20 protein-coding genes are annotated in these 20,984 nt (G+C 41.6%); 2 read left to right on the top strand and 18 right to left on the bottom strand.

Going from position 1 to position 20,984, the window contains the following annotated elements:
* Positions 1–107: 107 nt before the first annotated feature.
* From ACQKIC_RS08530 to ACQKIC_RS08460, 15 genes are all read right to left on the bottom strand, one after another.
* Positions 108–407: a YxcD family protein gene (locus ACQKIC_RS08530; protein ID WP_402867878.1), complete on the bottom strand. Its 300-nt coding sequence runs from the start codon at positions 405–407 to the stop codon at positions 108–110.
* Complete coding sequence (locus ACQKIC_RS08525; protein ID WP_402956042.1) at positions 395–853, bottom strand: hypothetical protein; 459 nt, start codon at positions 851–853, stop codon at positions 395–397. Before ACQKIC_RS08525 ends, ACQKIC_RS08530 begins: the two co-directional genes overlap by 13 nt.
* Positions 854–1,063: 210 nt before the next feature.
* Complete coding sequence (locus ACQKIC_RS08520; RefSeq protein ID WP_427668601.1) at positions 1,064–2,446, bottom strand: PcsB-like coiled-coil domain-containing protein; 1,383 nt, start codon at positions 2,444–2,446, stop codon at positions 1,064–1,066.
* A 498-nt stretch (positions 2,447–2,944) separates the two neighbouring features.
* Complete coding sequence (locus ACQKIC_RS08515) at positions 2,945–4,009, bottom strand: sulfate/molybdate ABC transporter ATP-binding protein (RefSeq protein WP_427591013.1); 1,065 nt, start codon at positions 4,007–4,009, stop codon at positions 2,945–2,947.
* Positions 4,010–4,020: 11 nt separating this feature from the next.
* Positions 4,021–4,860, bottom strand: a complete 840-nt coding sequence (gene cysW, locus ACQKIC_RS08510) for a sulfate ABC transporter permease subunit CysW (protein WP_402868547.1) — start codon at positions 4,858–4,860, stop codon at positions 4,021–4,023.
* Positions 4,861–4,917: 57 nt separating this feature from the next.
* Positions 4,918–5,757, bottom strand: a complete 840-nt coding sequence (gene cysT / locus ACQKIC_RS08505; RefSeq protein ID WP_402867876.1) for a sulfate ABC transporter permease subunit CysT — start codon at positions 5,755–5,757, stop codon at positions 4,918–4,920.
* Between the two features lie 74 nt (positions 5,758–5,831).
* The gene (locus tag ACQKIC_RS08500; RefSeq protein ID WP_427591012.1) at positions 5,832–6,866 is read right to left on the bottom strand and encodes a sulfate ABC transporter substrate-binding protein; all 1,035 of its coding nucleotides are present in this window, start codon (positions 6,864–6,866) and stop codon (positions 5,832–5,834) included.
* A 353-nt stretch (positions 6,867–7,219) separates the two neighbouring features.
* Positions 7,220–7,873 carry a nicotinate (nicotinamide) nucleotide adenylyltransferase gene (nadD, locus tag ACQKIC_RS08495; protein WP_402867874.1) on the bottom strand — a complete coding sequence of 218 codons (654 nt, stop codon included), beginning with the start codon at positions 7,871–7,873 and terminating at the stop codon, positions 7,220–7,222.
* A gap of 16 nt (positions 7,874–7,889) precedes the next feature.
* A complete protein-coding gene (gene kynB, locus ACQKIC_RS08490) occupies positions 7,890–8,516 on the bottom strand; it encodes an arylformamidase (protein WP_427591011.1) in 627 nt (208 codons plus the stop codon).
* A 23-nt stretch (positions 8,517–8,539) separates the two neighbouring features.
* Positions 8,540–9,385, bottom strand: coding sequence for a tryptophan 2,3-dioxygenase (kynA, locus tag ACQKIC_RS08485; RefSeq protein ID WP_407407141.1), 846 nt, complete (start codon positions 9,383–9,385; stop codon positions 8,540–8,542).
* 16 nt (positions 9,386–9,401) lie between these two features.
* Positions 9,402–10,751 carry an amino acid permease gene (locus ACQKIC_RS08480; RefSeq protein WP_402867871.1) on the bottom strand — a complete coding sequence of 450 codons (1,350 nt, stop codon included), beginning with the start codon at positions 10,749–10,751 and terminating at the stop codon, positions 9,402–9,404.
* Between the two features lie 14 nt (positions 10,752–10,765).
* Entirely contained in the window at positions 10,766–12,052 is a 1,287-nt protein-coding gene (gene kynU / locus ACQKIC_RS08475; RefSeq protein WP_427591010.1) for a kynureninase, read from the bottom strand.
* A 37-nt stretch (positions 12,053–12,089) separates the two neighbouring features.
* Positions 12,090–13,604: a carboxylesterase/lipase family protein gene (locus ACQKIC_RS08470; RefSeq protein WP_427591009.1), complete on the bottom strand. Its 1,515-nt coding sequence runs from the start codon at positions 13,602–13,604 to the stop codon at positions 12,090–12,092.
* Positions 13,605–13,763: 159 nt separating this feature from the next.
* A complete protein-coding gene (locus ACQKIC_RS08465; protein ID WP_402987537.1) occupies positions 13,764–14,177 on the bottom strand; it encodes a MerR family transcriptional regulator in 414 nt (137 codons plus the stop codon).
* Between the two features lie 81 nt (positions 14,178–14,258).
* Positions 14,259–15,908: a SulP family inorganic anion transporter gene (locus ACQKIC_RS08460; protein ID WP_402955938.1), complete on the bottom strand. Its 1,650-nt coding sequence runs from the start codon at positions 15,906–15,908 to the stop codon at positions 14,259–14,261.
* 607 nt (positions 15,909–16,515) lie between these two features.
* Between ACQKIC_RS08460 and ACQKIC_RS08455 the strand changes: the two genes are divergently transcribed.
* A complete protein-coding gene (locus ACQKIC_RS08455) occupies positions 16,516–17,280 on the top strand; it encodes a CPBP family intramembrane glutamic endopeptidase (RefSeq protein WP_427668599.1) in 765 nt (254 codons plus the stop codon).
* A gap of 58 nt (positions 17,281–17,338) precedes the next feature.
* On the opposite strand, the gene ACQKIC_RS08450 is transcribed toward ACQKIC_RS08455, so the two are convergent.
* The 3 genes from ACQKIC_RS08450 to ACQKIC_RS08440 form a co-directional block, all read right to left on the bottom strand.
* A complete protein-coding gene (locus ACQKIC_RS08450) occupies positions 17,339–18,460 on the bottom strand; it encodes an NADH-dependent flavin oxidoreductase (protein WP_403123671.1) in 1,122 nt (373 codons plus the stop codon).
* 19 nt (positions 18,461–18,479) lie between these two features.
* The gene (locus ACQKIC_RS08445; RefSeq protein ID WP_402867864.1) at positions 18,480–18,788 is read right to left on the bottom strand and encodes an iron-sulfur cluster assembly accessory protein; all 309 of its coding nucleotides are present in this window, start codon (positions 18,786–18,788) and stop codon (positions 18,480–18,482) included.
* A 110-nt stretch (positions 18,789–18,898) separates the two neighbouring features.
* Positions 18,899–19,885: a Gfo/Idh/MocA family protein gene (locus tag ACQKIC_RS08440; RefSeq protein ID WP_402987529.1), complete on the bottom strand. Its 987-nt coding sequence runs from the start codon at positions 19,883–19,885 to the stop codon at positions 18,899–18,901.
* A gap of 201 nt (positions 19,886–20,086) precedes the next feature.
* Here ACQKIC_RS08440 and ACQKIC_RS08435 point away from each other — a divergent pair, with 201 nt between their 5' ends.
* On the top strand, positions 20,087–20,872 hold the full coding sequence (locus ACQKIC_RS08435) for an SDR family oxidoreductase (protein ID WP_402867862.1): 786 nt from the start codon (positions 20,087–20,089) through the stop codon (positions 20,870–20,872).
* Positions 20,873–20,984: the final 112 nt, after the last annotated feature.

Below are 20,984 nucleotides of genomic sequence, written 5' to 3'. Positions count from 1 at the left end.
TTTGACAACTGACGCTCACCACTTTTCCATAATCTGATTCTTTCCAATATAACTTGGCCTCTAAAATAGAAAAAAAGGATGCTCCCCTAGGAACATCCTTTTTTTGCTTAGTTATTGCTTTCGCTTATTAAGGCGACTATGCCTTCTTCGTCATCCAAGACAAGCTCAATGCCTGAATATGGGTCGATATTTAAGTATTCATCCAGCCATAATCGAAGCGCTTCGATCAAGTTGATCGTGATCAATACTTGCTTCCTGCCATCAACGAACGTTTCAGCTGAGAAGCCATAATCATCATCATACATCAATTCAACTTCCACTTCATTGGGCTCGACCTGCTTTTTACGAGCAATGTATACACATACTGCATTAATGATATCTTGTTCGGAAATTCTTAGCCTCTCCATGGGTTTGGATCCTCTTTTTTCTTCTTATCTTGGAAGTAAACGAAAATCTTGCGGATAATGACCACGATGGCAACGATCGCAATAACGTTGACTAATAGTCCAAGAATGGAACCAAGAGCTCCCATATTGGCAAATAGGCTACCAAAAAGTAAACCTGCAAGCCCTCCAAGCATGATTCCTTTCATTAAGCCGCCCTTAGTAAATGAGTTGCCGCTTTTTGTATCGGTTTTCGCTTTGTTTGTATTTGCATCGGATTTATTCGTTTGTTTATTTTGGAAATTCGAGTTGTTATTCGTATTGTTATTCGAGTTATTATTGTTGAAGCTTCTTTTCCCGGATTTATAACCCCTTGCATCGGCGGATTGTGAATGGTCCTGGAATACATACGCACCAACTGGCGAGAAAGCTAATGTGATAGTTAGTAAAGCAGCCATAATTTTTTTCATCATGTGTTTTTTGCCTCCATTTTTTAGTAGTAGGAATGTTGTTTCATTAAATGTCAGTAAGTTTACAAGTTAAATCCACATCACCTATCCTTATTTCATCTTAATAGTATTTACGATATTAATCAAAATAAGTTTCACTTTTTTTGTTTTTATCCGTATTTTTTATAAAAAATGGGCAGGGTGATCATCACCCTGCCCATTAAGACACTATTATTTCACCCGAACTACACGGCCATTGAATTTACTTGCCCAATATCCGCTACTCATGTTAGCAACAGCCACTCCTGTTGAACTTTGAGAGCCAATGAACTTGCCTCCTCCAACGTAAATACCAACGTGTCCATCAGTTTTATACGTGTTGAAGAATACTAAATCTCCCGGTTGCATCTGGCTTTTTGAAACTTGCTTTCCTGCACCTGTCAAGGCACCAGTGCTTGGTGGTAGATTAACACCCGCTTGTTTGTAAGCCCATGCAACAAATGCTGAACAATCGAATCGGCCGTTAGCAATGTCGGATGCCGTTCTTCCGCCACCGAAAACATATGTTGAATTACCGATGTATTTATAACCTGCTGTGATTGCAGAACCTACGTTAGCTGTGCTTGGCGCTGCTGTAGCCTTGCTTTCACTCTTTGGAGTTGTTGAAACATTATTTTTTGGTGAACTTTTTGGTGAACTTGATGAAGATTCATTTTTAGAAGAACTAGTAGAAGGCGCTACATTGCTATCTACATGATCATCTACATGGTTAGTAGAAGTTTTCTGAACTTCTTCCGCCACACGGTTTAGTTCGGCCTTTTCAGCCGCTTTACGTTCTTCTTCTTTTTTAATGTTTTCACGAATCGTTGCTAATTTGCCCGCTAAATCTGCATCTTCATTTTGTAGGGCCTTTTTAAGAGCTTCTGTTTCAGACTGTTTCTTTTCAAGTTTAGATTTCATTTTTACACTAGCTGCTTTTTGTTCCTTAATTTGAGATTTCATACCTTTTAGGTCAACTTGCATCTCTTTAAGGCTTTGTAATTTCTTCTCTACTTCTTCATGTTTTGCTTCTAGCTCAGCTTTATCCGCTTCTTGCTGAGTAAGAATCTCCTGATCTGCTTCAACGATAGCCGCAACTGCTCCTACACGGTCAACAAGATCACGGAAACTAGTAGATCCTAAAACTACTTCAAGGTAATTAACGTCACCGCCGCTCTCTTGGAAAGAAAGGGCACGCTCCTTTAGGATTTCTTCGCGTTTTTCAATTCTTTCCTCTAAAGCAGTTATTTCTTTTTTCAATGAATCAATATCTTTTTCCGTTTCAGTTACTTCTATATTGGTTTTCTTGATTTTTTTATCGTTTTCTTCCATTGCATTAACGATTTCTTTAATCCGGGAATCCATTTTCGCTTGCTCTTTCTGTAAGTCCTGAATGACTTTTTCAGCATCTGAAATATCGGATTGAATTCCGGCACGTTCTGATTGAATATCTGAAACAGATTCCGCATTGACCATCGGTGCGGCAAAAATGCTTCCTAAACCGAGCATAATAGTGGTATTTAATACGATTAACTTTTTCTTCAAACTCATTTCCCCTACTTTCTTCCCTAGCAATTCAATTGACCCACTTCTTTCTATCTAAGAAAATAGCAATCAAATTGAACCACAGGAATCTCTTCTCTATTTTTTAAAAGCATTATGTACTTTTCTAGGATTGATTTCATATTACATAAAATACAGAATTTCTTTGAGCTTATTACCTAATACGTAGTATATCACCGCTTTTTGTCAAATACGTAATAGCAATATTACATTTATATTTCATTTTTAACATTAAACATATTTTTTCGACATTCAGACGAGATATATAGACCAATATTTGACAAGTTTCTTCTAGTAAAACGACAAACTCCCACATGATAATCTATCCAATTATTAGTATAGAAGAACCACAACTTATGATAGTCAATAGCTTTGGTGTTGTCAAAAAAAGGCACTTATTACTTTTTAAAAAGAATATGGTCCGAAACCTTGATTCGGTTCCGGACCATATTTTTTACATTTTTTCGCTTTCATTAGAGAGTTCTTATTAGTATGATTCCCTTACATTTTTCAGATTCCAGCCATATAGTCAACAAAAACTTTCAACTCTTTTGGACGAACAAACACAATATCTCCCTTTTTTAAAGAAAGCTGATTAAATTGGTCTTTTGTAAGTTCGATTTCGAGCGGTTCCTGAATGTCCTGACGAATCACTTCAATACGGACAATCGGTCCGATTGCATGAATATGATCGATGATGGATTCAATAGAATCGACATTGGATGGTCCTTTTTCGATAATGAAGTTATGAGATCTTACATATCCTGTGCTATCTCCGTCCTCACTATCCGGTACGTGAATTTCCACATTCCCGGTTGCAAGCTTTCCTTGATGTACCTTTCCCTTGAATAGGTTAACACTGCCGAGAAAGTCATAAACAAATGGATTCTTTGGATGTTCGTATACTTCATCTGGTGTTCCAATCTGTTCGATTTTCCCCTCATTCATGATGACGACCCGATCGGCGACATCCATCGCTTCTTCCTGATCATGTGTTACAAAGACACTCGTGACATTGAACTCGTCATGCAGCTTTCTTAACCAACGCCTAAGTTCTTTACGGACTTTGGCGTCCAGTGCCCCAAATGGTTCATCGAGCAACAAAATATTTGGCTCTACGGCCAGTGCCCTGGCTAAAGCCACGCGCTGACGCTGGCCCCCGGATAATTGAGAGGGATAGCGATCTTTATATCCTTCCAGTTTAACCAGTTGGAGCAGTTCCGTAACTTTTTCTTCAATTGCTTTTTTGCTAGGTCTTGTTTTTCTAGGCCGTACCTTTAAACCGTATGCAACATTATCAAAAATGGTCATGTTGCGGAAAAGGGCATAATGCTGGAAGACAAAACCGACATTCCTATCCTTCACGTGCTTGTTTGTGTAATCCTCTTCATTAAATAATATATGTCCGTTTTCTGACTGTTCAAGACCAGCTATGATGCGGAGTAAAGAAGTTTTCCCCGAACCCGAGGGACCCAGTAACGCAACAAGCTCCCCACTTTTTATTTCTAGATTGATATCTTGTAGGGCTTGAAACGACCCATAATATTTTGTAACGTTTTCGATGATGATGCTCATTGTACATCCCCCTACCTAGCTTTTGTAGATTTCAGGTCCGTTTTCCATTCTATTAGACTCTTTAAAACCAACGTTATAATTGCAAAAATGGACATTAACGATGCCACGGCGAATGCCGCTGAAAATTGATATTCATTGTATAGGATTTCAATATGAAGTGGCATCGTGTTCGTCATGCCGCGTATATGGCCTGATACAACCGATACGGCTCCAAATTCCCCGATCGTCCTCGCATTGCACAAAATGATTCCGTATAATAAGCCCCATTTAATATTGGGCAACGTTACATACCAAAAAGTCTTGAACCCGCCAGCACCAAGGGTAAGGGAGGCTTCTTCTTCAGAGGTTCCCTGGCTTTGCATAAGTGGAATCAATTCCCGTGCTATAAAAGGGAATGTAATGAATAGGGAAGCAATGACAATGCCCGGTATGGAAAATATCACTTTTATATCGTACGCCTGTAAAAATGGACCAAGCGCTCCATTCAGACCAAATAATAGGACGAATATCAAACCGGCAATGACCGGTGACACGGAAAATGGAAGATCGATCAACGTAACTAAAAAGTTCTTCCCTTTAAATTCATATTTTGTAATCGTCCATGCCGCCACTACCCCGAATATGGCATTCAAAGGTAGAGTGATCAGGACAACGATCAACGTTAATTTAATGGCAGCCAAAGAATCTGGGTGAGCAATCGCAGCAACATACGCTTCCGCTCCCTTTTCAAAGGCTTTTACAAAGATAGCAATCAACGGAACGACCAAAAAAAGCGTCAAGAATAGCAATACAATGGAAATAAGGGTCCATTGGATAAGTTTTGGCTCCTTCGTAGCGTTTCTTGTTAAGATGACTGGTTTATTTGGCTCTGTAGCCACAGGATGATGATTGGCCAACAAGGTCCCCTCCTATTTTGCGGAATATCTTCTACTAGTCCACCATTGCAAGATATTAATGGTGAGCAAAATCAGAAATGTAATGACAAGCATAACCGTCGCCACGGCAGTTGCCCCTTGGTAATCATACTGTTCAAGCTTCGTCATGATGATAAGAGGGGAAATTTCTGTCTTAAAAGGCATATTGCCGGCAATGAACACGACGGATCCGTATTCGCCAAGTGCCCTCGCAAATGATAGGGCAAACCCCGTCAAGATTGCGGGAATCAATTCTGGAAAAATAATTTTAATAAATGTCTGCATTCGGTTTGCCCCTAGTGAAGCAGATGCTTCTTCCATCCCCTTTTCTATATTTTCAAGCACGGGTTGAACCATTCGTACAACGAAGGGAAGACCAATAAAAATGAGGGCAATGATAATCCCGATAGGGGTAAAGGCAATCTTGAATCCAAAAAACTGTCCAATCCACCCGTTCGGTGAGTATAAAGTGGTTAACGTAATGCCGGCAACTGCCGTTGGAAGGGCAAAAGGCAAGTCGACCAGGCCATCGATGATCCGTTTCCCTGGAAACTCATAACGTGTCAGAACCCAGGCAATTAAAACGCCAAAAACTGCGTTCACAAATGCCGCAGTTAAAGCCGTCAGAAAACTTAATCTATAGGAAGCAACAACTCTTGGTTCAGTGATGGTCTCCCAAAAATCCTTCATTCCCATTGAAAATGTATTTAAAAAAACCATGGATAGGGGAATCAAGACGATGATGGATAAATACAGTAATGTCAATCCCATCGCCAACCCAAAACCAGGTATCGTCCTTTTTCTCTTCCGCTTGACTTCAGTCACAATATTCATGGTATCTCCCCAGCTCTTTCTACTTAATTAGTGAAGGAGAAGAAGAATCAAACATCCCTCTTCCCCTCTAACACTTATTTTGGTTGATATATTTCGTCGAATGTACCACCATCATTGAAGTGGGTCTTCTGGGCTTCATTCCAGCCGCCGAATTTCTCATCAACCGTTACCATGTCAATGTCGGCAAACTGTTCTTTATGGTTTGCCAGAACCTTTTCATCCCTTGGTCGATAGAAGTTCTTAGCCGCAATTTCTTGCCCCTCATCCGTATACAAATACTCTAGATATGCTTCCGCCACTTCCTTCGTTCCCTTTTTCTCAACCACTTTGTCGACTACCGCCACTGGAGGTTCGGCTAAAATACTTATGGAAGGATTGACGATTTCATATTTATCATCGCCGAATTCCTCAAGCGTTAAATACGCTTCGTTTTCCCAAGCAATTAGTACGTCACCGATTTCTCTTTCCACAAATGTAGTCGTGGCACCCCTAGCACCGGAGTCCAACACTTCCACATTTTGATAAAGTTTTTTCATGAACTCTTTTACTTTTGCTTCATCATCATTGAACTTCTTCTCGGCAAATGCCCATGCGGCCAAATAATTCCACCTTGCCCCCCCGCTTGTTTTTGGGTTTGGAGTAATGACGGAAACATCCTTTTTGATTAAGTCATCCCAATCTTTGATGCCTTTCGGATTATCCTTTTTTACTAGGAATACAATGGTCGACGTGTAAGGTGTTGAATTTTCCGGCAGGCGCGTTTGCCAATCTTTTTCCAAAAGGTTACTCGCTTCATTGATGGCATCGATGTCATAAGCCAATGCAAGCGTCACGACATCCGCTTCCAATCCGTCAATGACCGCTCTTCCTTGCTTACCAGAGCCTCCGTGCGATTGCTGAATCGTAACATCTTGACCTGTTTCTTCCTTCCAATGTTTCGCGAAGGCTTTATTATATTCTTGGTACAACTCACGGGTCGGGTCATAGGACACGTTCAGTAATTCTACGGATTTAGGCTTTCCTTCTTTTCCTTCAGTCTTTTCGGAACTACAACCAGCTAGCACCCCAAATGCTAAAACCAAACTTGAAAACGCCAATAACCTTTTCATAATCTTTCCCCCTATTTTTAACTTTCTTTAAACAAAATAGGCATACTACTTCCTCATTTAAAGTTAGGAAATAGTATGCCTTCAGTTTTCTGATCAGCAAATATTCTGTTTTCTTTTTTACGTATCCCTACCTTAAAGCAAAGTATCCCAAGTTGTCAACTGTGTTTTTTGTCTTCCAGACCGTTTTAAGCATTCCCGTTAAGAATGCTCCCTTCCAAATGCCCTATACTATTACGTTTAGCACCGCTTCAACTTTTTATAATATTCTGATTAAATTTCATTTTCAATCTAAATCACACGAGTTAAATAAAAAAGGAAAGAGCCCACATCACCTAAGTGATTGGGCCCCTTCCTTAAACATTTTGAGTTGTTTTATAGAGTCCATGATCTACAATATACTGATAACAAACATCTGGCAGTAAATATCTTGGCTCTCCGCCCATGCTGAACTCGTCTCTTATATATGTTGAACTGATTTCCATGGAAAGACCTTTATCAATTAGGTGAAATGTATTGCCATTATCATAATTTCTCAGTAAAGGGCTTTTGGAGATGACCTTGAGCATATCTATTCCTTCTCGGGCCATGATAATGAATTTATGATTCGCAATCAATTTTTCTCTGAATTTCCAGCGAAGATGCACCGGTAATTCCTGATTATCCATATCTTGAAGCAAATCGGCCCCCATGATGAAATATACCTCATCCTTCGGATACTGCGCTTTAAAGTACTCCATCGTATACCATGTATACTGTTTGCTGATTCCTGCTCGTTCATATATTTCATAATCACTCACTTCAAATAACGGATTTTCCTTGATGGCGAGACTTAGCATATTCCAGCGGTGCTCATTGCTTGTTTTCATCTGTTTATCAATCCGATTATTGGCACATGGTAAAAAAATGACTTTATCAAGCTTGGCTCGATGCGCAATGGTCGATGCCGTCCATAAGTGTACATTCGTAATAGGATCGAAGGAAGATCCATAAATACCGATTTTGCTCATCCTTATCTCTCCTCACCTAATCCTTTCGTTTCAACACCGCTCTGACCGGACTGCCATCCCCCTTCTCCAAAGCGAGTGGCAGTGCGGCCAAATCATACAGACCCGGTTCTACGCCTTGAAGAACAAGGCCTTCAAGAATGTGAATCCCGCAACTTGCCAGGGCATGGTGAGCAGGTAATTCTTTACTGTCTAGATAATCGACGGAAGGCAAATCCAATCCGAGCAATTTCACCCCTTTTTCAGCTAAGAAGGAGGCTAAGTCCGGTTCGATTGCCGGAATTGCATCAGGGAATTGGCTGAGGTCCTTCCACTTCCCCGTTGCCAGCAATAATCTCTCGATCCCATTCAATTCGTTGTCAACTAAAGCTTCTATCCCAATACTTCTATCGACATCGACCTGGACGACAAGTGCTTCCCCGATATATAAATCCAAGTCCAGCTCCAGGATTTTCTTTCCTTCTTCATCAAAATGAAAAGGTGCGTCAATATGTGTACCTAAATGTGTGCTCATGCGAATTTCGCCAACATTTACGGAAGATCCCCTGGCTATCTCAGCATTCAAGCGATAGGAATATGGTGTATCTCCTGGCCAATATGGCGTATTTTCTTTAAGCGGCTGAGAAATATCTTTCCATTTATGCATCGTTACCTCTCCAATCATTCCGTTCACAATTTTGTCCGAAGTGTCCAAAGTTCGGGGAAAAATGGCTGATTCACTACCTTCTTTAAATAGTTCACGCCAGTAGAACCTCCAGTTCCCATTCTCTGTCCTATAATCCGCTCCACCGTGCTCATATGATTGAATCTCCAGAACTGCTGTTGACTGCCGATATCCACCAGTTTTTCAGCCAATTCATATAGATCCCAATATTGCTGTACATCCCTGTACACCGCGAGCCAGGCTTTCTCGACACTCTCGTTTTCCACATAAGGTTCTGACCAATCTCTGTTCAACATCGATTCTTCAATAGAAAACCCCCTCGCGGCCAAGGCTCCAATTGCCGCATCGTAAATACTGGGCTTATTCAACTCCGACACCAGGGATTCATAAAGGTCAGGCTGATGACGAAACACGGCCAAGATTGGCTTGTTTTTTTGTCCCATTGCACTTTCAATCATTCGGTTTTGAAAGGATTGGAAGCCCGATGAGTTTCCGAGTTTATCCCGGAACTCCATATAGTCGGATGGGGTCAAGGTCGAGAGCACATTCCATGACTGAACGAGCTGCTGTTGAATTCTCGAAATCCGTGATAGCATCTTGAAGGAAGGTTCCAATCTTCCTTCCGTGATATGCTCCGTAGCCGCAGTCAATTCATGAAGAATCAATTTCATCCATAACTCGCTGGTTTGATGGATAACGATAAACAGCATTTCGTCATGATGACCGGAAAGCAACCTCTGACTCGATAATACTTGGTCCAAATTCAGATAGTCACCGTAGGACATCTCTTTTTCAAAATTCGTTACCATTCCTTCTTCCAAGCGACTTTCTTCGATTGATTCCTTATCCATGCATGCGTCACTCCCTTTATCTTCTTTTTACTCTCATCATCAACATGTATGTGAGCCATAGAAAGATCAACCAAGGAATACCGAACTGCAAAACGATTTTAAAGGGTTCGGTAAACCAGGTTGTTACCGTTAAGGCCAATAGAAAAACCGCTCCAAGTATCGTTAAATAAGGATAACCGTACATTTTGACAGGTAATTTCCGCCCCCCTGTTCTTTCCCAGTTTCGCCTGAAAAACAGATGGGAGATGAACACCATGAACCAAGTGAAAATGGCCCCGAACATCGATATCCCCATCATGAATGCATAAGATGTATCGGGAAGAATGACCTTTATCCCCGCAGCCAGAAAAATACCCAATGTGGAGATGAGCAAGGCGCGGACCGGTACTCCTTTTCGACTCACTTTCTTAAAGAAAGGCGGTGCCTGCCTTTGTTCGGATAGTGAAAAGATCATTCTTGTGGAAGCATACAGCTGACTATTCATTGCTGATAAAGCTGCCGTCAAAATGATAAAATTCATGATTCCGGAGGCTCCCGGGATATTTAATATTTCCATGACCTTCACGAATGGGCTCACTTCAACGCCCGCTTCCTGCCATGGAACGATCATCAACATGATGCCGATTGTCAGTACGTAAAAAGTCGACAGCCTGAAAACGGTTGCCTTCAAGGCTCGTGGCACAGCGATATCAGGATCTTTGGCTTCTCCTGCAGTCACTGCAATCATTTCTGTCCCTAAAAAACTGAAGAGAGAAATGAAAACAGCCACCCATAATCCCCAAAAACCAAAAGGCATGAACCCCCCTGCATTCACATAGTTCTCCATCCCCATTCCCGAGGCTGGTTCGGCACCAATCAAAACATAAGCTCCCAGTAAGATGAAAATGACGATGGCGCTGACTTTAATCAAGGAAAATACATATTCAAAATTCCCGAAAGTATTGACACTGGTTGCATTTACATAGATGAGTAAGGCGGCAAAAAGAAAAATCCACACACTCCCTGGTACATCAGGAAACCAGTATTTCATATAAACAGCGATTGCACTGACTTCGACCCCAATGGCAAGGACATTGGCTATCCAGTAGGAATATCGGACAAGAAAGCCTGCAAGTGGACTGATGTACTTCTCGGCAATCGTCCCAAAGGATCCGGAAGTTGGATAAGCGACCGTTATTTCCGCCAAGCATCCCATTAATAACAAAACAACGAACGCACCGACAGCATAGCTAATCAATACGCTTGGACCGGCTATCGATATCGCTAGACCGCTCCCTAAAAACAAGCCAGTCCCAATCGCACATCCCATTGCGATCATCGTGATTTGATTGGTTGATAACTCTCTTTTCAATTTATTATTTTCCATGTTTCTTTTCCAAACTAGGCAATGATTCCCCGTATATTTTCATAACTCTCATATAACTTCCCTTGCATGATTTTTTTTAGTGCCTGGACCGTTTCCCATACTTCCTGATAGGAGGTATAGAGGGAGACAGGTGCAAGCCGGATCATATCCGGTTCGCGGTAATCCGGAATGACGCCCTCATTCTTCAACGCTTTACATATCCGTGCTGCTTCTCGGTGCTCAAGGATAATATGAGCCCCCCTTCGAAAATCATCTCGAGGGTTCCCGAATGAAAACCCATACTCCATAAGTTCAGAGTCAATCAATTCCATAAAATATTGTGTCAAAAGCAAAGATTTTGTACGAATCTGTTCGATACCCACTTCGGCAAACATTTCAAGCGAACCGACTAGTGGAGCCATACTTAATATATGTGGCGTTCCGATCTGAAAGGCCCCTGCTGAATCAGACTTGGAGAATGAGTGTTTCATGTCGAACTGTTCATCCTTTTTTGACCCGAACCATCCAGTCAACCCTGGCCTTTTATCGAAATGTTTTCGATTGACATATAAGCCTGCAACACTTCCCGGTCCTCCATTCAAATGTTTATAATTACACCAAAATGCAAAGTCGACCTCCCACTCGTCAAATTGGTGTGGAACAGCACCCACTGAATGACACCCATCAAACCCAATGATGATTCCTCTAGTGTGCGCTTCCTTTGTTAATCGTTTCATATCCAGAATCTGTCCGCTGCGGTACAAAACCGTTGGCAACACGACCAAGGCTACTTCCTCTGACATCGCGGCAATGATATCGTCTTCCATAAGAAGTTTACCATCACGGCTTTTCACCTGCACTAAATGTGTTTCCGGATCAAGCCCGTGTAGCAAAAGCTGGCTTTGAAGCGCATAAATATCACTCGGAAACGTCAGCTCATCGGCCAATATCTTGTTCCGTCCTTCCTTCGGTTCAAAGAAAGTTGCCACCAGCTGATGAAGGTTCGCTGTCGTCGAGCCACTCATAATTACTTCATCACCTGACGCCCCCACCAAAGGGGCACTCAACTCTCCCAATCTCTCAGAGAAATAAAACCAAGGGTTATCACCTTCCGTCCATCCCTCGATTCCATATCTCTTCCAGTCTTCCAATGAATTCAAAAGACTTTTTTCCGCCCGCTTCGATAATAGTCCCAATGAATTTCCGTCCATATAGATGGTCCCGGGAGTCAAGTAAAATTCCTTCCGATAAATGGCTAAGGCATCACATTGGTCCAATTTTCCTGCAAACTCTTTCGTTGGCTGAAAATGATATGTATCCATGTTTATTTTCCTCCGTTTCTTCCATGCTGTTTTTCTTTCATTTATATATTCTTACACCCTCCCAAACCAACCGGTGAACCCTATTGGGATCCTTTTCTATATAATCCCTTTTATCAAAAATCATCGTATAGTGATTCGTTTCGTCATACTTCGGCCAGACTTCTCCTTCCGGCGGATTGGGATTCCCATATTTCGCAAAGTTAATCCAGTGACCTTGCATCCGTCGAGATAATTTCAAGGCAGCACGCTTAGCGCCAAAGGCAGTAATCCGTTTTCCAACTATAGAATCGAAAGTCTGGAAAACATATAAAATCTCCATCCCATGCGTCGCCCCTAGTTTGCTAAACTTTAAAGAGGGGGTTTGGTAATCGAAGCGGTACATCCATGTTTTCTCCTGACGGCTGTATGCCTCTGCATACCAAACCGAAGGCATATGAAAAGTCGCATCACGCCCCAAGCCTAGGGTAGCCTCTTTATTAGGGAAGGTTAGGTAAGCCTTGGTGATTCGCTCCTCCGCTTCAGGATCTGTATTTTCGAACATCTTATGAATCATTTCTTCGGTTGTCGGAATTAACGGGGGATCCATTTGGTCAAATAAAGTCGCTTCATCTTTATTTGTACCAATAAGAAGGGGAATTCCAGCAGTGGCTCCTGAACGAATGGCTTCCAATGGATAGTCAGGTAAAAAGTCACCATCAACGACTGGACCAAAAGAAAGCGAACCAGGGAGATCTTGAGAGTTTTGCTGTAATAATTCATATGAAGCTGTAACGATTTTCTGGACGGGAAGTGTTTTTAACACATCGACTTCATTCTCTTCAATCCCGAGAATATCGAGAAATTTCTTACTGAACTGTCGTGCAAAACCTTTTCCGTAAACTGAAGTAGGAGCAGGACTTTGGGCAATGGCCTGTTTAAAAAGCCCTCTTGCAGAAGGTACTGTGAGTAAAGTCGTAACGGCATTTCCACCAGCTGATTCACCAAATACCGTAACATTCTCCGGGTCTCCTCCAAATGCTACAATATTCTCTTTTATCCATTTCAACGCAGCGACTTGGTCACGTAAACCTAGGTTGGAATCAAAGAGTTCCTCCTCATGATTCCACTCCGTAAAATCCAAATATCCTAAAGCACCTAACCGATAATTGATGCTTACAACCACTACATCTCCTGTTTTGGCTAACACATGACCGTTGTACATATCAATCGAACCCGATCCCGTAATATATGCTCCACCTGGAATCCAAACCATGACCGGGCGCTTCCGATCATCAGCATTAGGAGACCAGATATTCAGGAATAAACAATCCTCATCCATTTCTTCACTGCCTGTCATCCCCATCCTGGCTGCCCTTTCCAAAGGTTGTGGTGGCACAGCGCCGAAATTGACTGCATCCAGGACACCGTTCCATCTTTCAACAGGCTCCGGGGAGCGAAAACGCAATTCGTCGATTGGAGCTCTCGCATACCTGACGCCTTTCCAAACGCCTACACCATTTTCTACGGTTCCTTGAAGATGCCCTTTTGCCGTCGTTACAATTGAACCAATCATCCACTCACCCTTTCTGAATCTATATATTATAGTTCTTCTTTTCCCATTCCCCTATCTCCTTCCCCTTTGCCGAAAAAAAGTTTTTATTACTCTTACAAGCTACGGAAAAAATAAAAAAAAGACCAAAGTGGTCTTTTTTGAATGAGGAAAAACTCTTGTTCATGTAAGCGCGTTCATGATACTAATCAAAGATCCGCCTCTTAGGGAGAGCTGATGAACAGCAAACTTCAGTTGCTGTTCATCCAGCTGTTCCAAGAGTGGCTTTAATTCAAGAACTTCCCGCTCCAGTTCTTTCAGGTTTAAAGAAATCTTATCGACTTTTGCTAGTACCTCTCCCGAATCCACAGGTTTGTCAGACCAGATCTGCAGCCGCTCCTTGATTTCGGTCAACGGCATGTTTTGCTCTTTATATCGATCAATCATACTAAGTCGATTGAGCGCATCCTTCGTATAATATCGATACCTCGATCCAGTCTTCTCATAGGTGAGCAATCCCAATTGTGTATAATAGTCTATGGTTCTCCTTGATACATTAGCTAGTTCAGCAAGCTGGCCAATCCGATATAAATCCATCCAGACAGTCACCTTCTTTTATAATCTCTCATTACGGTAACTATACCATAAAAAGCCGAAAGGATGACTTTAGGGTTACATCTATAAGACTACTTGATCTGATTTGACATTTACATATTGCTTGGCAAAATATAAAGCTTCTTCCTTGGATTTAAAGAAATGCTGTTTTTCTATTTTATGATATAACCCGGTACTTATTAGCAACTCCTTAGGTTGTTGCTGAATTCCGGAGATGACTAATTTCCCTTTATATTTCCTTATTCGATTGACAATGGCCAGCAGAGCGGCCTCGGCTGACGTATCCATATAGGATACCCTTCGCATGCTCAATACTAAAACGCCCGTCTTATTATCCAAATTTTCCAAAATATTAGATTCCAGTACATCAATGGATCCAAAGAATAAGGGACCTTCCAAATTGTAAACATCGATTCTTGAATCCGAGCTTGCAGTCGTTGGAATAATTTCCGGATAAACTTCGTGACTTCTTTCCCTGATCTTTAATGAGTGGCTCATCTTAATGATAAAGGTGATGAAGGCAATCAATAAACCGATACCGACACCCATGATTAAATCCGTTAAAACAGTGACAAGAAATGTCACAAACAGTACAACAGAATCAGCCGACCTTGTTTTTAAGACATGGGCAAATTCCTTCCGTTCACTCATGTTCCAAGCGACAAACATGAGGATTGGCGCCATGCTGGCTAAAGGAATATGTGTGGCATAAGGAGATAAGACGAGCAGGACCATCAAGACCACGATTCCATGGATAATCCCTGACATTGGTGAAACGGCCCCAGTCTTAATATTCGTGGCCGTTCTGGCAATAGCACCTGTAGCCGGGATTCCGCCAAAGAATGGTGTAGCGATGTTGGCTATGCCTTGACCGACTAATTCCTTATTGCTATCGTGTTTTGATCCACCCATGTTATCTGCCACGGTTGCCGATAACAATGATTCAATTCCTCCTAATAATGCGATTGTAATCGCCACTGGGAGAAGGTTGATAATGATTTCCACCGAAAGCTCTGGCACTTTAAATTCAGGGAAACCTCTTGGAATCGCTCCATATGTAGATCCAATCGTAGCCACCTTACTAGGGAAGAAATAGAAGGCTACCACTGTGGAAACAAGTAATCCAAGAAGAGGTCCTGGTACTCGTGGAAGTACTTTCGGTGCTAACAGGATCACAATAAAGCATATTAGCGCCACACCTATGCTATAGACATTTATCGTATCTGCTTTAACCACCAATTCTTTCATATTAGCTAAAAACGTTTCATGCTTTTCCACCTTCATGCCTAAGAAGTTAGCAATTTGGCCGGAAAAGATGATGATCGCAATGCCTGTCGTAAAACCAATGATAACGGGGCGGGGAATGAATTTCATCATATTCCCTAATTTAAGCAGTCCCATCACCACCAACATAATCCCGGCTAAAAACCCGGCAATGAGAAGACTTTCGTAACCGTATTGCATGACGATTCCAAATAGTAATGGAACAAAGGCTCCAGTCGGCCCACCAATTTGGTACTTAGACCCACCCAAAAGCGAAATGAGAATTCCTGCAATGATCGTCGTATACAAGCCATATATGGGTTCCACTCCGGATGCAATGGAAAAAGCTAGTCCAAGGGGAATGGCTACCACTCCCACTACCAGGCCTGCCGTCAGGTCTTTTTGAAATCCTTTCATGTTGTATCCTTGGAATCTACTATCCTTCATCATAAATTCACCCTCACATCCTTCATTTTTTTAGTCCACTCTATTGAAAACGGTTATTGAAAAAAAGTAGGTGTACATATTTTGGGGTAGCGACGTAGTCGCCTTACATCTTAGAAAAAGAAAAAGTGTAAGGGGAGTTTTCTTTTCACGGTAAACCTTTGAGGATTTGATAGATTGTAAGAAGTAACTCTCATATGTAATCTCCTTTGTCGGGTTTATTCATGGTTTCGAACCATGTTCCCATATTATATAGTAAAACGTAAAACTGTACATTACTTACATTGTAAACAATTATTTACAATTCATTACGTTTTGATTACAAAATAGGACCATCCCTCTACACTAGTAAATTAGGTGCCCGACCTATTAATGAGTTTTAGGAACATAGAATGCGAGTCCATATACCTGAAACAAAAATTGGACAAATGAAAGGGCTTGTCGTCTTCGTATTGAGTAACGATGGTAGAGATGCGAATAAAAGAGGCGCAAAAGAAATAAGCTGATTTCTTTCTGCGCCTTGTATGTTAATCTTCAGCCTGAAAGGTAGCAGGATTAATCCAATCGAGCAACGAATATTTAACACAAACCAGGGGAGATGATGACTTATATAATGAAAAATGAAATGACGTTCAAACGACCTTATTTAACTCTTATCGGACTTGAAATCATCACTTTGCTTTTCGTTTCAACAGGGGCTGCCATCACTGAAATAACAAAGATGAGTAACCCCATTGCGCCTTTTATGGGCTTCATTCCGCTAGCACTCCTCTTGATTTTTTATTTTACTATAAAGAATCGATGGGGCACCTTTTATTTTCATTCAATCCGGAAGCTATCCGTCCGGGAATGGGTTTTATATACGCCCTTGCTCTTCTTTTTAATCCTTCTTGTCATCTTCAACGAAGGAGTGTCCATTCAATCCTTTTCTTATCTAGTCTTATTAAGTTTGGGGATTATGACAAATGCCTTTGTCGAAGAATCCGTATTTCGTGGCTTGATGCTGAAGATCCTCCTACCAAAGGGAGAGATCAAGGCCATCATCATTTCAAGCTTATTCTTCGGGATTGGGCACTTTGCCCAGGCATTTCAAAATCCATCCTTTTCTATTTTCATACAAGTGTTCTATGCATTACTAATAGGTCTCGTCTTAGCTTTACTCGTCATTCAAACTCAATCGGTCATCATTCCGATCATCTTTCACTTCCTCCATAACCTTTTGCAATATACCGGTCGAATTGTTTCAGATGTTGCCACGATACGAATGACGGATATTATTTTAATAGCTTTTCTCATCATTTATATCATTGGTTTGCTTATGTTTAGAAAAAAGAAGAGAAGCTCTCATTCTCATTCATCGGTTACAATCGATAGATAAATTTCATCCAAAAAAATACCCGTCCTTAACAAAGGACGGGATCATTTATTATTCATACTCAATCCACGACTGGAAGCCAGCCTTTTACATTGATTAATTTTTCCCAAAGGGGATCTGGAATGACCAATTCATCTTGATCCTTCTTCGAAAGTGTCGTGCGTATTTCCTTTTCTTTACCGGCCTTGATTTTTTCAATCCAGTACGGTTCCATAAGCAGCTCCCTGCCAAGTGCAATAAAAGGAACGCCCGTTTCCATGGCCTCTGCCACTTCTTCAGGTGTATGAAGGGCCCCTACTCCGATTACTGGAATTCGATTGCCCACTTTTTCATATATTTTAACGATTCTCGATTCCGTTCTATCACTCTCACGGAATGAGCCGTTCCAGAAATGGCCTACCGATACATGGATGTAGTCCAGGTTTTGATTCGCAAGCCGGTCTACGAATTGAAGCGTATCATCCAAAGTGATGCCAGGCTCGCTACCCTCTTCCGGAGAAATGCGGTAGCCGATGACAAACGGATTTTTCGCATGCTCTTCCACAGTCTTTTCTACTTCATTAACAATGGAAAGTGGGAAAATCATACGTTTTCCAAGCGTTCCCCCCCATTTATCTGTGCGACGGTTGGAATGAGGAGAGAAGAACTGCTGAAGTAAATATGTATTCGCCCCATGAATCTCGACACCATCAAATCCTGCTTCGATGGCTCTTCTCGTTGCCTCTCCAAACGCTTTAATCACTTCTTGAATTTCATCTTCCGTCATTTCACGAGGAACAGGTGCACCCTCGCTTGAAGCAACGCTGCTTGCAGAAACAGGTTGATTATCTGGTAATAAATCCGGCGGACTTTGGCGACCTCCATGATAAATTTGTAAAATGGCTTTGGCCCCTTTGCCTTGAATGGTTTCTGCCACTTTTCGGAGTGATGGAATGAATGCATCATCATCAGCACTGAATTGGCCAGGGAATCCTTTTCCACCTGCAATTACATAGGCACACGCTGTGATTACCGTACCCACTCCTGCCGAACGCTCTGCATAATAAGCTAATTCCTCTTCCGTCACGTATCCTTGGTCATCTGAAGAATAATGCGTCATCGGTGCCAACATGATACGGTTTTTCACTTCGACCCCAGAAGAGAATTTATATGGTTGAAAAAGCTTTTCGTATAATTCTGTCATGCCTAATTCCCCCTAATTTTTAATGATGGTGATGGCCGTGAGGCTCTTTCGAAGGATTGGTTATTTCGAAACCTTCTTCTGGCACATAAAAATATTTAATCCATACTCCGTCCAAGAATTCTTCACGTGAATCCAGCAGTATATCGATATCCTTATCCGTCTTGACAATTTCATCATGCTCCGTCGGAACATCAAGCTTCATCTCATAGTGGGCATGATCGCCGTGCATATGCGTGATATACACCCGAATCATTTTCCCTTCCGCTTCTTCGCTACTCAACATCTTTTGTAATACCTTTGCTGCATTTCGATTAATCTTGCATTTCATATTAATTCCTCCAACATCTGAAATTTCTATGTACTAAAAATCTACCCAAAAATAGGCATTCTGTAACATCCATTTATACGCTTTTTGCCGAATCATGTCTAATAAAATGCTTATCTTCGGTCTGCGGGAAAAACGACACCTATCTGTTTTCTAGCTTCATCCATGATTTCCATCGACCATAATGAATGGGCAAATGTATTCTTATCCGATTCCGTTTTCCCCTGCTGGATCAATTTTACAAACTCCTTCGCTTCATAATACATCGGAGGAAACTCTTGTTTAACCGAAAGACTCTCCCTTGTTCCATCACGGTAGCAAATATCCACTTCGTTCGGACTGGAAATTTTGTCGATGAGGATGGTACCTGCTTCTCCCTGTATTTCTGAAGGTTGAGTCGATTCAGTGATCTTGGAAAACATCACGATGGCTTCCATGTCATTATATGAAAGGAGGATGGTACCCTGACCGTCAACTCCTGACTCTAGTAGTGTTCCAGATGCCTGGATCTTATTCGGTTTACCGAATAGAACGACAAGCGGATAAACGGCATAAATACCTAAATCCATTAAAGAGCCGCTTGAAAACTCAGGGTTGAATGCATTCAATATGGTACCTGATTTATACGAATCGTACCGGGAAGAATATTGACAGTAACTTCCTTGGTAACGGCGAACCTCACCAATTTTATGGATGTTTTCCTTTAGGCTTTCAAAACTTGGCATGATCGTTGATTTCATCGCTTCCATGAGCAGCACTTCGTTTTGCTGTGCCGCCTGTATCATTTCCCTCACTTCTTCGGCGTTCGAAGCCAATGGTTTTTCACATAAGACATGTTTCTTTTGCTGTAAAAACATGACTGCCTGGCGACTATGGTGAGAATTGGGACTGGCTATATAGACCGCATCAATCTCGGAACTGCTCGCCATCTCCTCCAAGTCTGTAAATGTATGTTTAACTCCATACTTATCTGCAAAATCCCTGGCCTTTTCTTCTGTGCGCGAATAGACCGCATTTAATGAAAAGCCTTCCACGTGTTTTGCCGCATTCAAAAAACGCTCTGTAATCCAATTTGTACCAATAATCCCATAACGTATCATTCGTTAGATTCTCCTTTTAATTAACAGACTTTGTCCTCAATATAACCAGACTTTGCAAAAAAATAAAGAAAAACGCTAAAAAATTTGGTTTATATTGGATTTTTCAATCTATTTTCCTTTATACTTTTCCTATTACTACTGACTTGATGTTTCTACATACTCCCTCATGGGAAGTACATTAAAAAGGAGCGTGTGAAATCAATGACAGAATTGATGAAGAATAAAGTCGCCATCATTACCGGCGGAGGATCCGGAATTGGCCGGGGTGCCGCCATTAAACTTGCGGAAAACGGTGCAAACATCGTTTTTTTTGACCGCACAGTTGAAAATGCCGAAAAGGTCAAGGAAGAAGTCGAAAACCTCGGACGAGAAGCTTTAATCATCAAAACGGATGTTTCCCAACCCGAACAGGTTGAGAAGGCTTTCCAGGCCGCCTTCGAGCATTTTGGAAAAATTGATTTTGTGTTTGCCAATGCTGGTATTAACGGGGTAATTGCCCCCATTGAAGATATTAAGCCGGAAGATTGGGACCAAACACTCAACATCAACTTGAAAGGAACCTTCCTAACCATAAAATACGCCATTCCCTATATGAAGGAAACAGGCGGCAGCATCACCATTAACAGTTCCATTAACGGAAACCGTTTTTTCAAGAACTTTGGTTTTTCCGCATACAGCTCATCAAAAGCCGGTCAGGTCGCTTTCGGCAAGATGGCTGCACTTGAATTGGCCAAGTACAAAATACGCGTGAATATCATCTGCCCAGGCTCCATAGACACCAACATCGACGACAATACCTATCCTGAAGATGAAAACTTGGAAAAAATCAAAATACCGATTGAGTATCCCGAAGGTTCTCAACCACTTGCAAAGAAAGCCGGAACGATTGAACAAGCAGGAGACCTTGTTTTGTTCCTTGCATCGGACATGTCCTCCCACGTTACCGGGACTGAAGTGTATATTGACGGAGCTGAATCGCTCTTATAAGAATCTAAAGACTTGAGAAGAGGCAGAAGTGTATGATTTGACCACACTTCTGCCTCTTCTTACCAAATAAAAAAAGGATTGGGCAAAGTTTTCAGTTGAACTTTTTTGTTCC

Source organism: Peribacillus sp. NPDC046944 (assembly GCF_050272735.1).
In the GTDB taxonomy this organism is placed as follows: Bacteria; Bacillota; Bacilli; order Bacillales; family DSM-1321; genus Peribacillus.
Note: the sequence above shows the minus strand (reverse complement) of the source record. Positions and strands in the feature narration are given on the sequence as shown.

What these genes read in the sequence shown, in the direction of transcription:
- kynU (WP_427591010.1), bottom strand. Translation starts at nt 12,052, where the DNA reads ATGGATACATATCATTTTCAGCCAACGAAAGAGTTTGCAGGAAAATTG.
- kynB (WP_427591011.1), bottom strand. Translation starts at nt 8,516, where the DNA reads ATGCATAAATGGAAAGATATTTCTCAGCCGCTTAAAGAAAATACGCCA.
- ACQKIC_RS08515 (WP_427591013.1), bottom strand. Translation starts at nt 4,009, where the DNA reads ATGAGCATCATCATCGAAAACGTTACAAAATATTATGGGTCGTTTCAA.
- ACQKIC_RS08525 (WP_402956042.1), bottom strand. Translation starts at nt 853, where the DNA reads ATGAAAAAAATTATGGCTGCTTTACTAACTATCACATTAGCTTTCTCG.
- ACQKIC_RS08445 (WP_402867864.1), bottom strand. Translation starts at nt 18,788, where the DNA reads ATGAAATGCAAGATTAATCGAAATGCAGCAAAGGTATTACAAAAGATG.
- ACQKIC_RS08500 (WP_427591012.1), bottom strand. Translation starts at nt 6,866, where the DNA reads ATGAAAAGGTTATTGGCGTTTTCAAGTTTGGTTTTAGCATTTGGGGTG.
- ACQKIC_RS08460 (WP_402955938.1), bottom strand. Translation starts at nt 15,908, where the DNA reads ATGATGAAGGATAGTAGATTCCAAGGATACAACATGAAAGGATTTCAA.
- cysT (WP_402867876.1), bottom strand. Translation starts at nt 5,757, where the DNA reads ATGAATATTGTGACTGAAGTCAAGCGGAAGAGAAAAAGGACGATACCT.
- ACQKIC_RS08480 (WP_402867871.1), bottom strand. Translation starts at nt 10,751, where the DNA reads ATGGAAAATAATAAATTGAAAAGAGAGTTATCAACCAATCAAATCACG.
- nadD (WP_402867874.1), bottom strand. Translation starts at nt 7,873, where the DNA reads ATGAGCAAAATCGGTATTTATGGATCTTCCTTCGATCCTATTACGAAT.
- ACQKIC_RS08440 (WP_402987529.1), bottom strand. Translation starts at nt 19,885, where the DNA reads ATGATACGTTATGGGATTATTGGTACAAATTGGATTACAGAGCGTTTT.
- ACQKIC_RS08470 (WP_427591009.1), bottom strand. Translation starts at nt 13,604, where the DNA reads ATGATTGGTTCAATTGTAACGACGGCAAAAGGGCATCTTCAAGGAACC.
- ACQKIC_RS08450 (WP_403123671.1), bottom strand. Translation starts at nt 18,460, where the DNA reads ATGACAGAATTATACGAAAAGCTTTTTCAACCATATAAATTCTCTTCT.
- ACQKIC_RS08435 (WP_402867862.1), top strand. Translation starts at nt 20,087, where the DNA reads ATGACAGAATTGATGAAGAATAAAGTCGCCATCATTACCGGCGGAGGA.
- ACQKIC_RS08530 (WP_402867878.1), bottom strand. Translation starts at nt 407, where the DNA reads ATGGAGAGGCTAAGAATTTCCGAACAAGATATCATTAATGCAGTATGT.
- kynA (WP_407407141.1), bottom strand. Translation starts at nt 9,385, where the DNA reads ATGGATAAGGAATCAATCGAAGAAAGTCGCTTGGAAGAAGGAATGGTA.
- ACQKIC_RS08465 (WP_402987537.1), bottom strand. Translation starts at nt 14,177, where the DNA reads ATGGATTTATATCGGATTGGCCAGCTTGCTGAACTAGCTAATGTATCA.
- ACQKIC_RS08455 (WP_427668599.1), top strand. Translation starts at nt 16,516, where the DNA reads ATGAAAAATGAAATGACGTTCAAACGACCTTATTTAACTCTTATCGGA.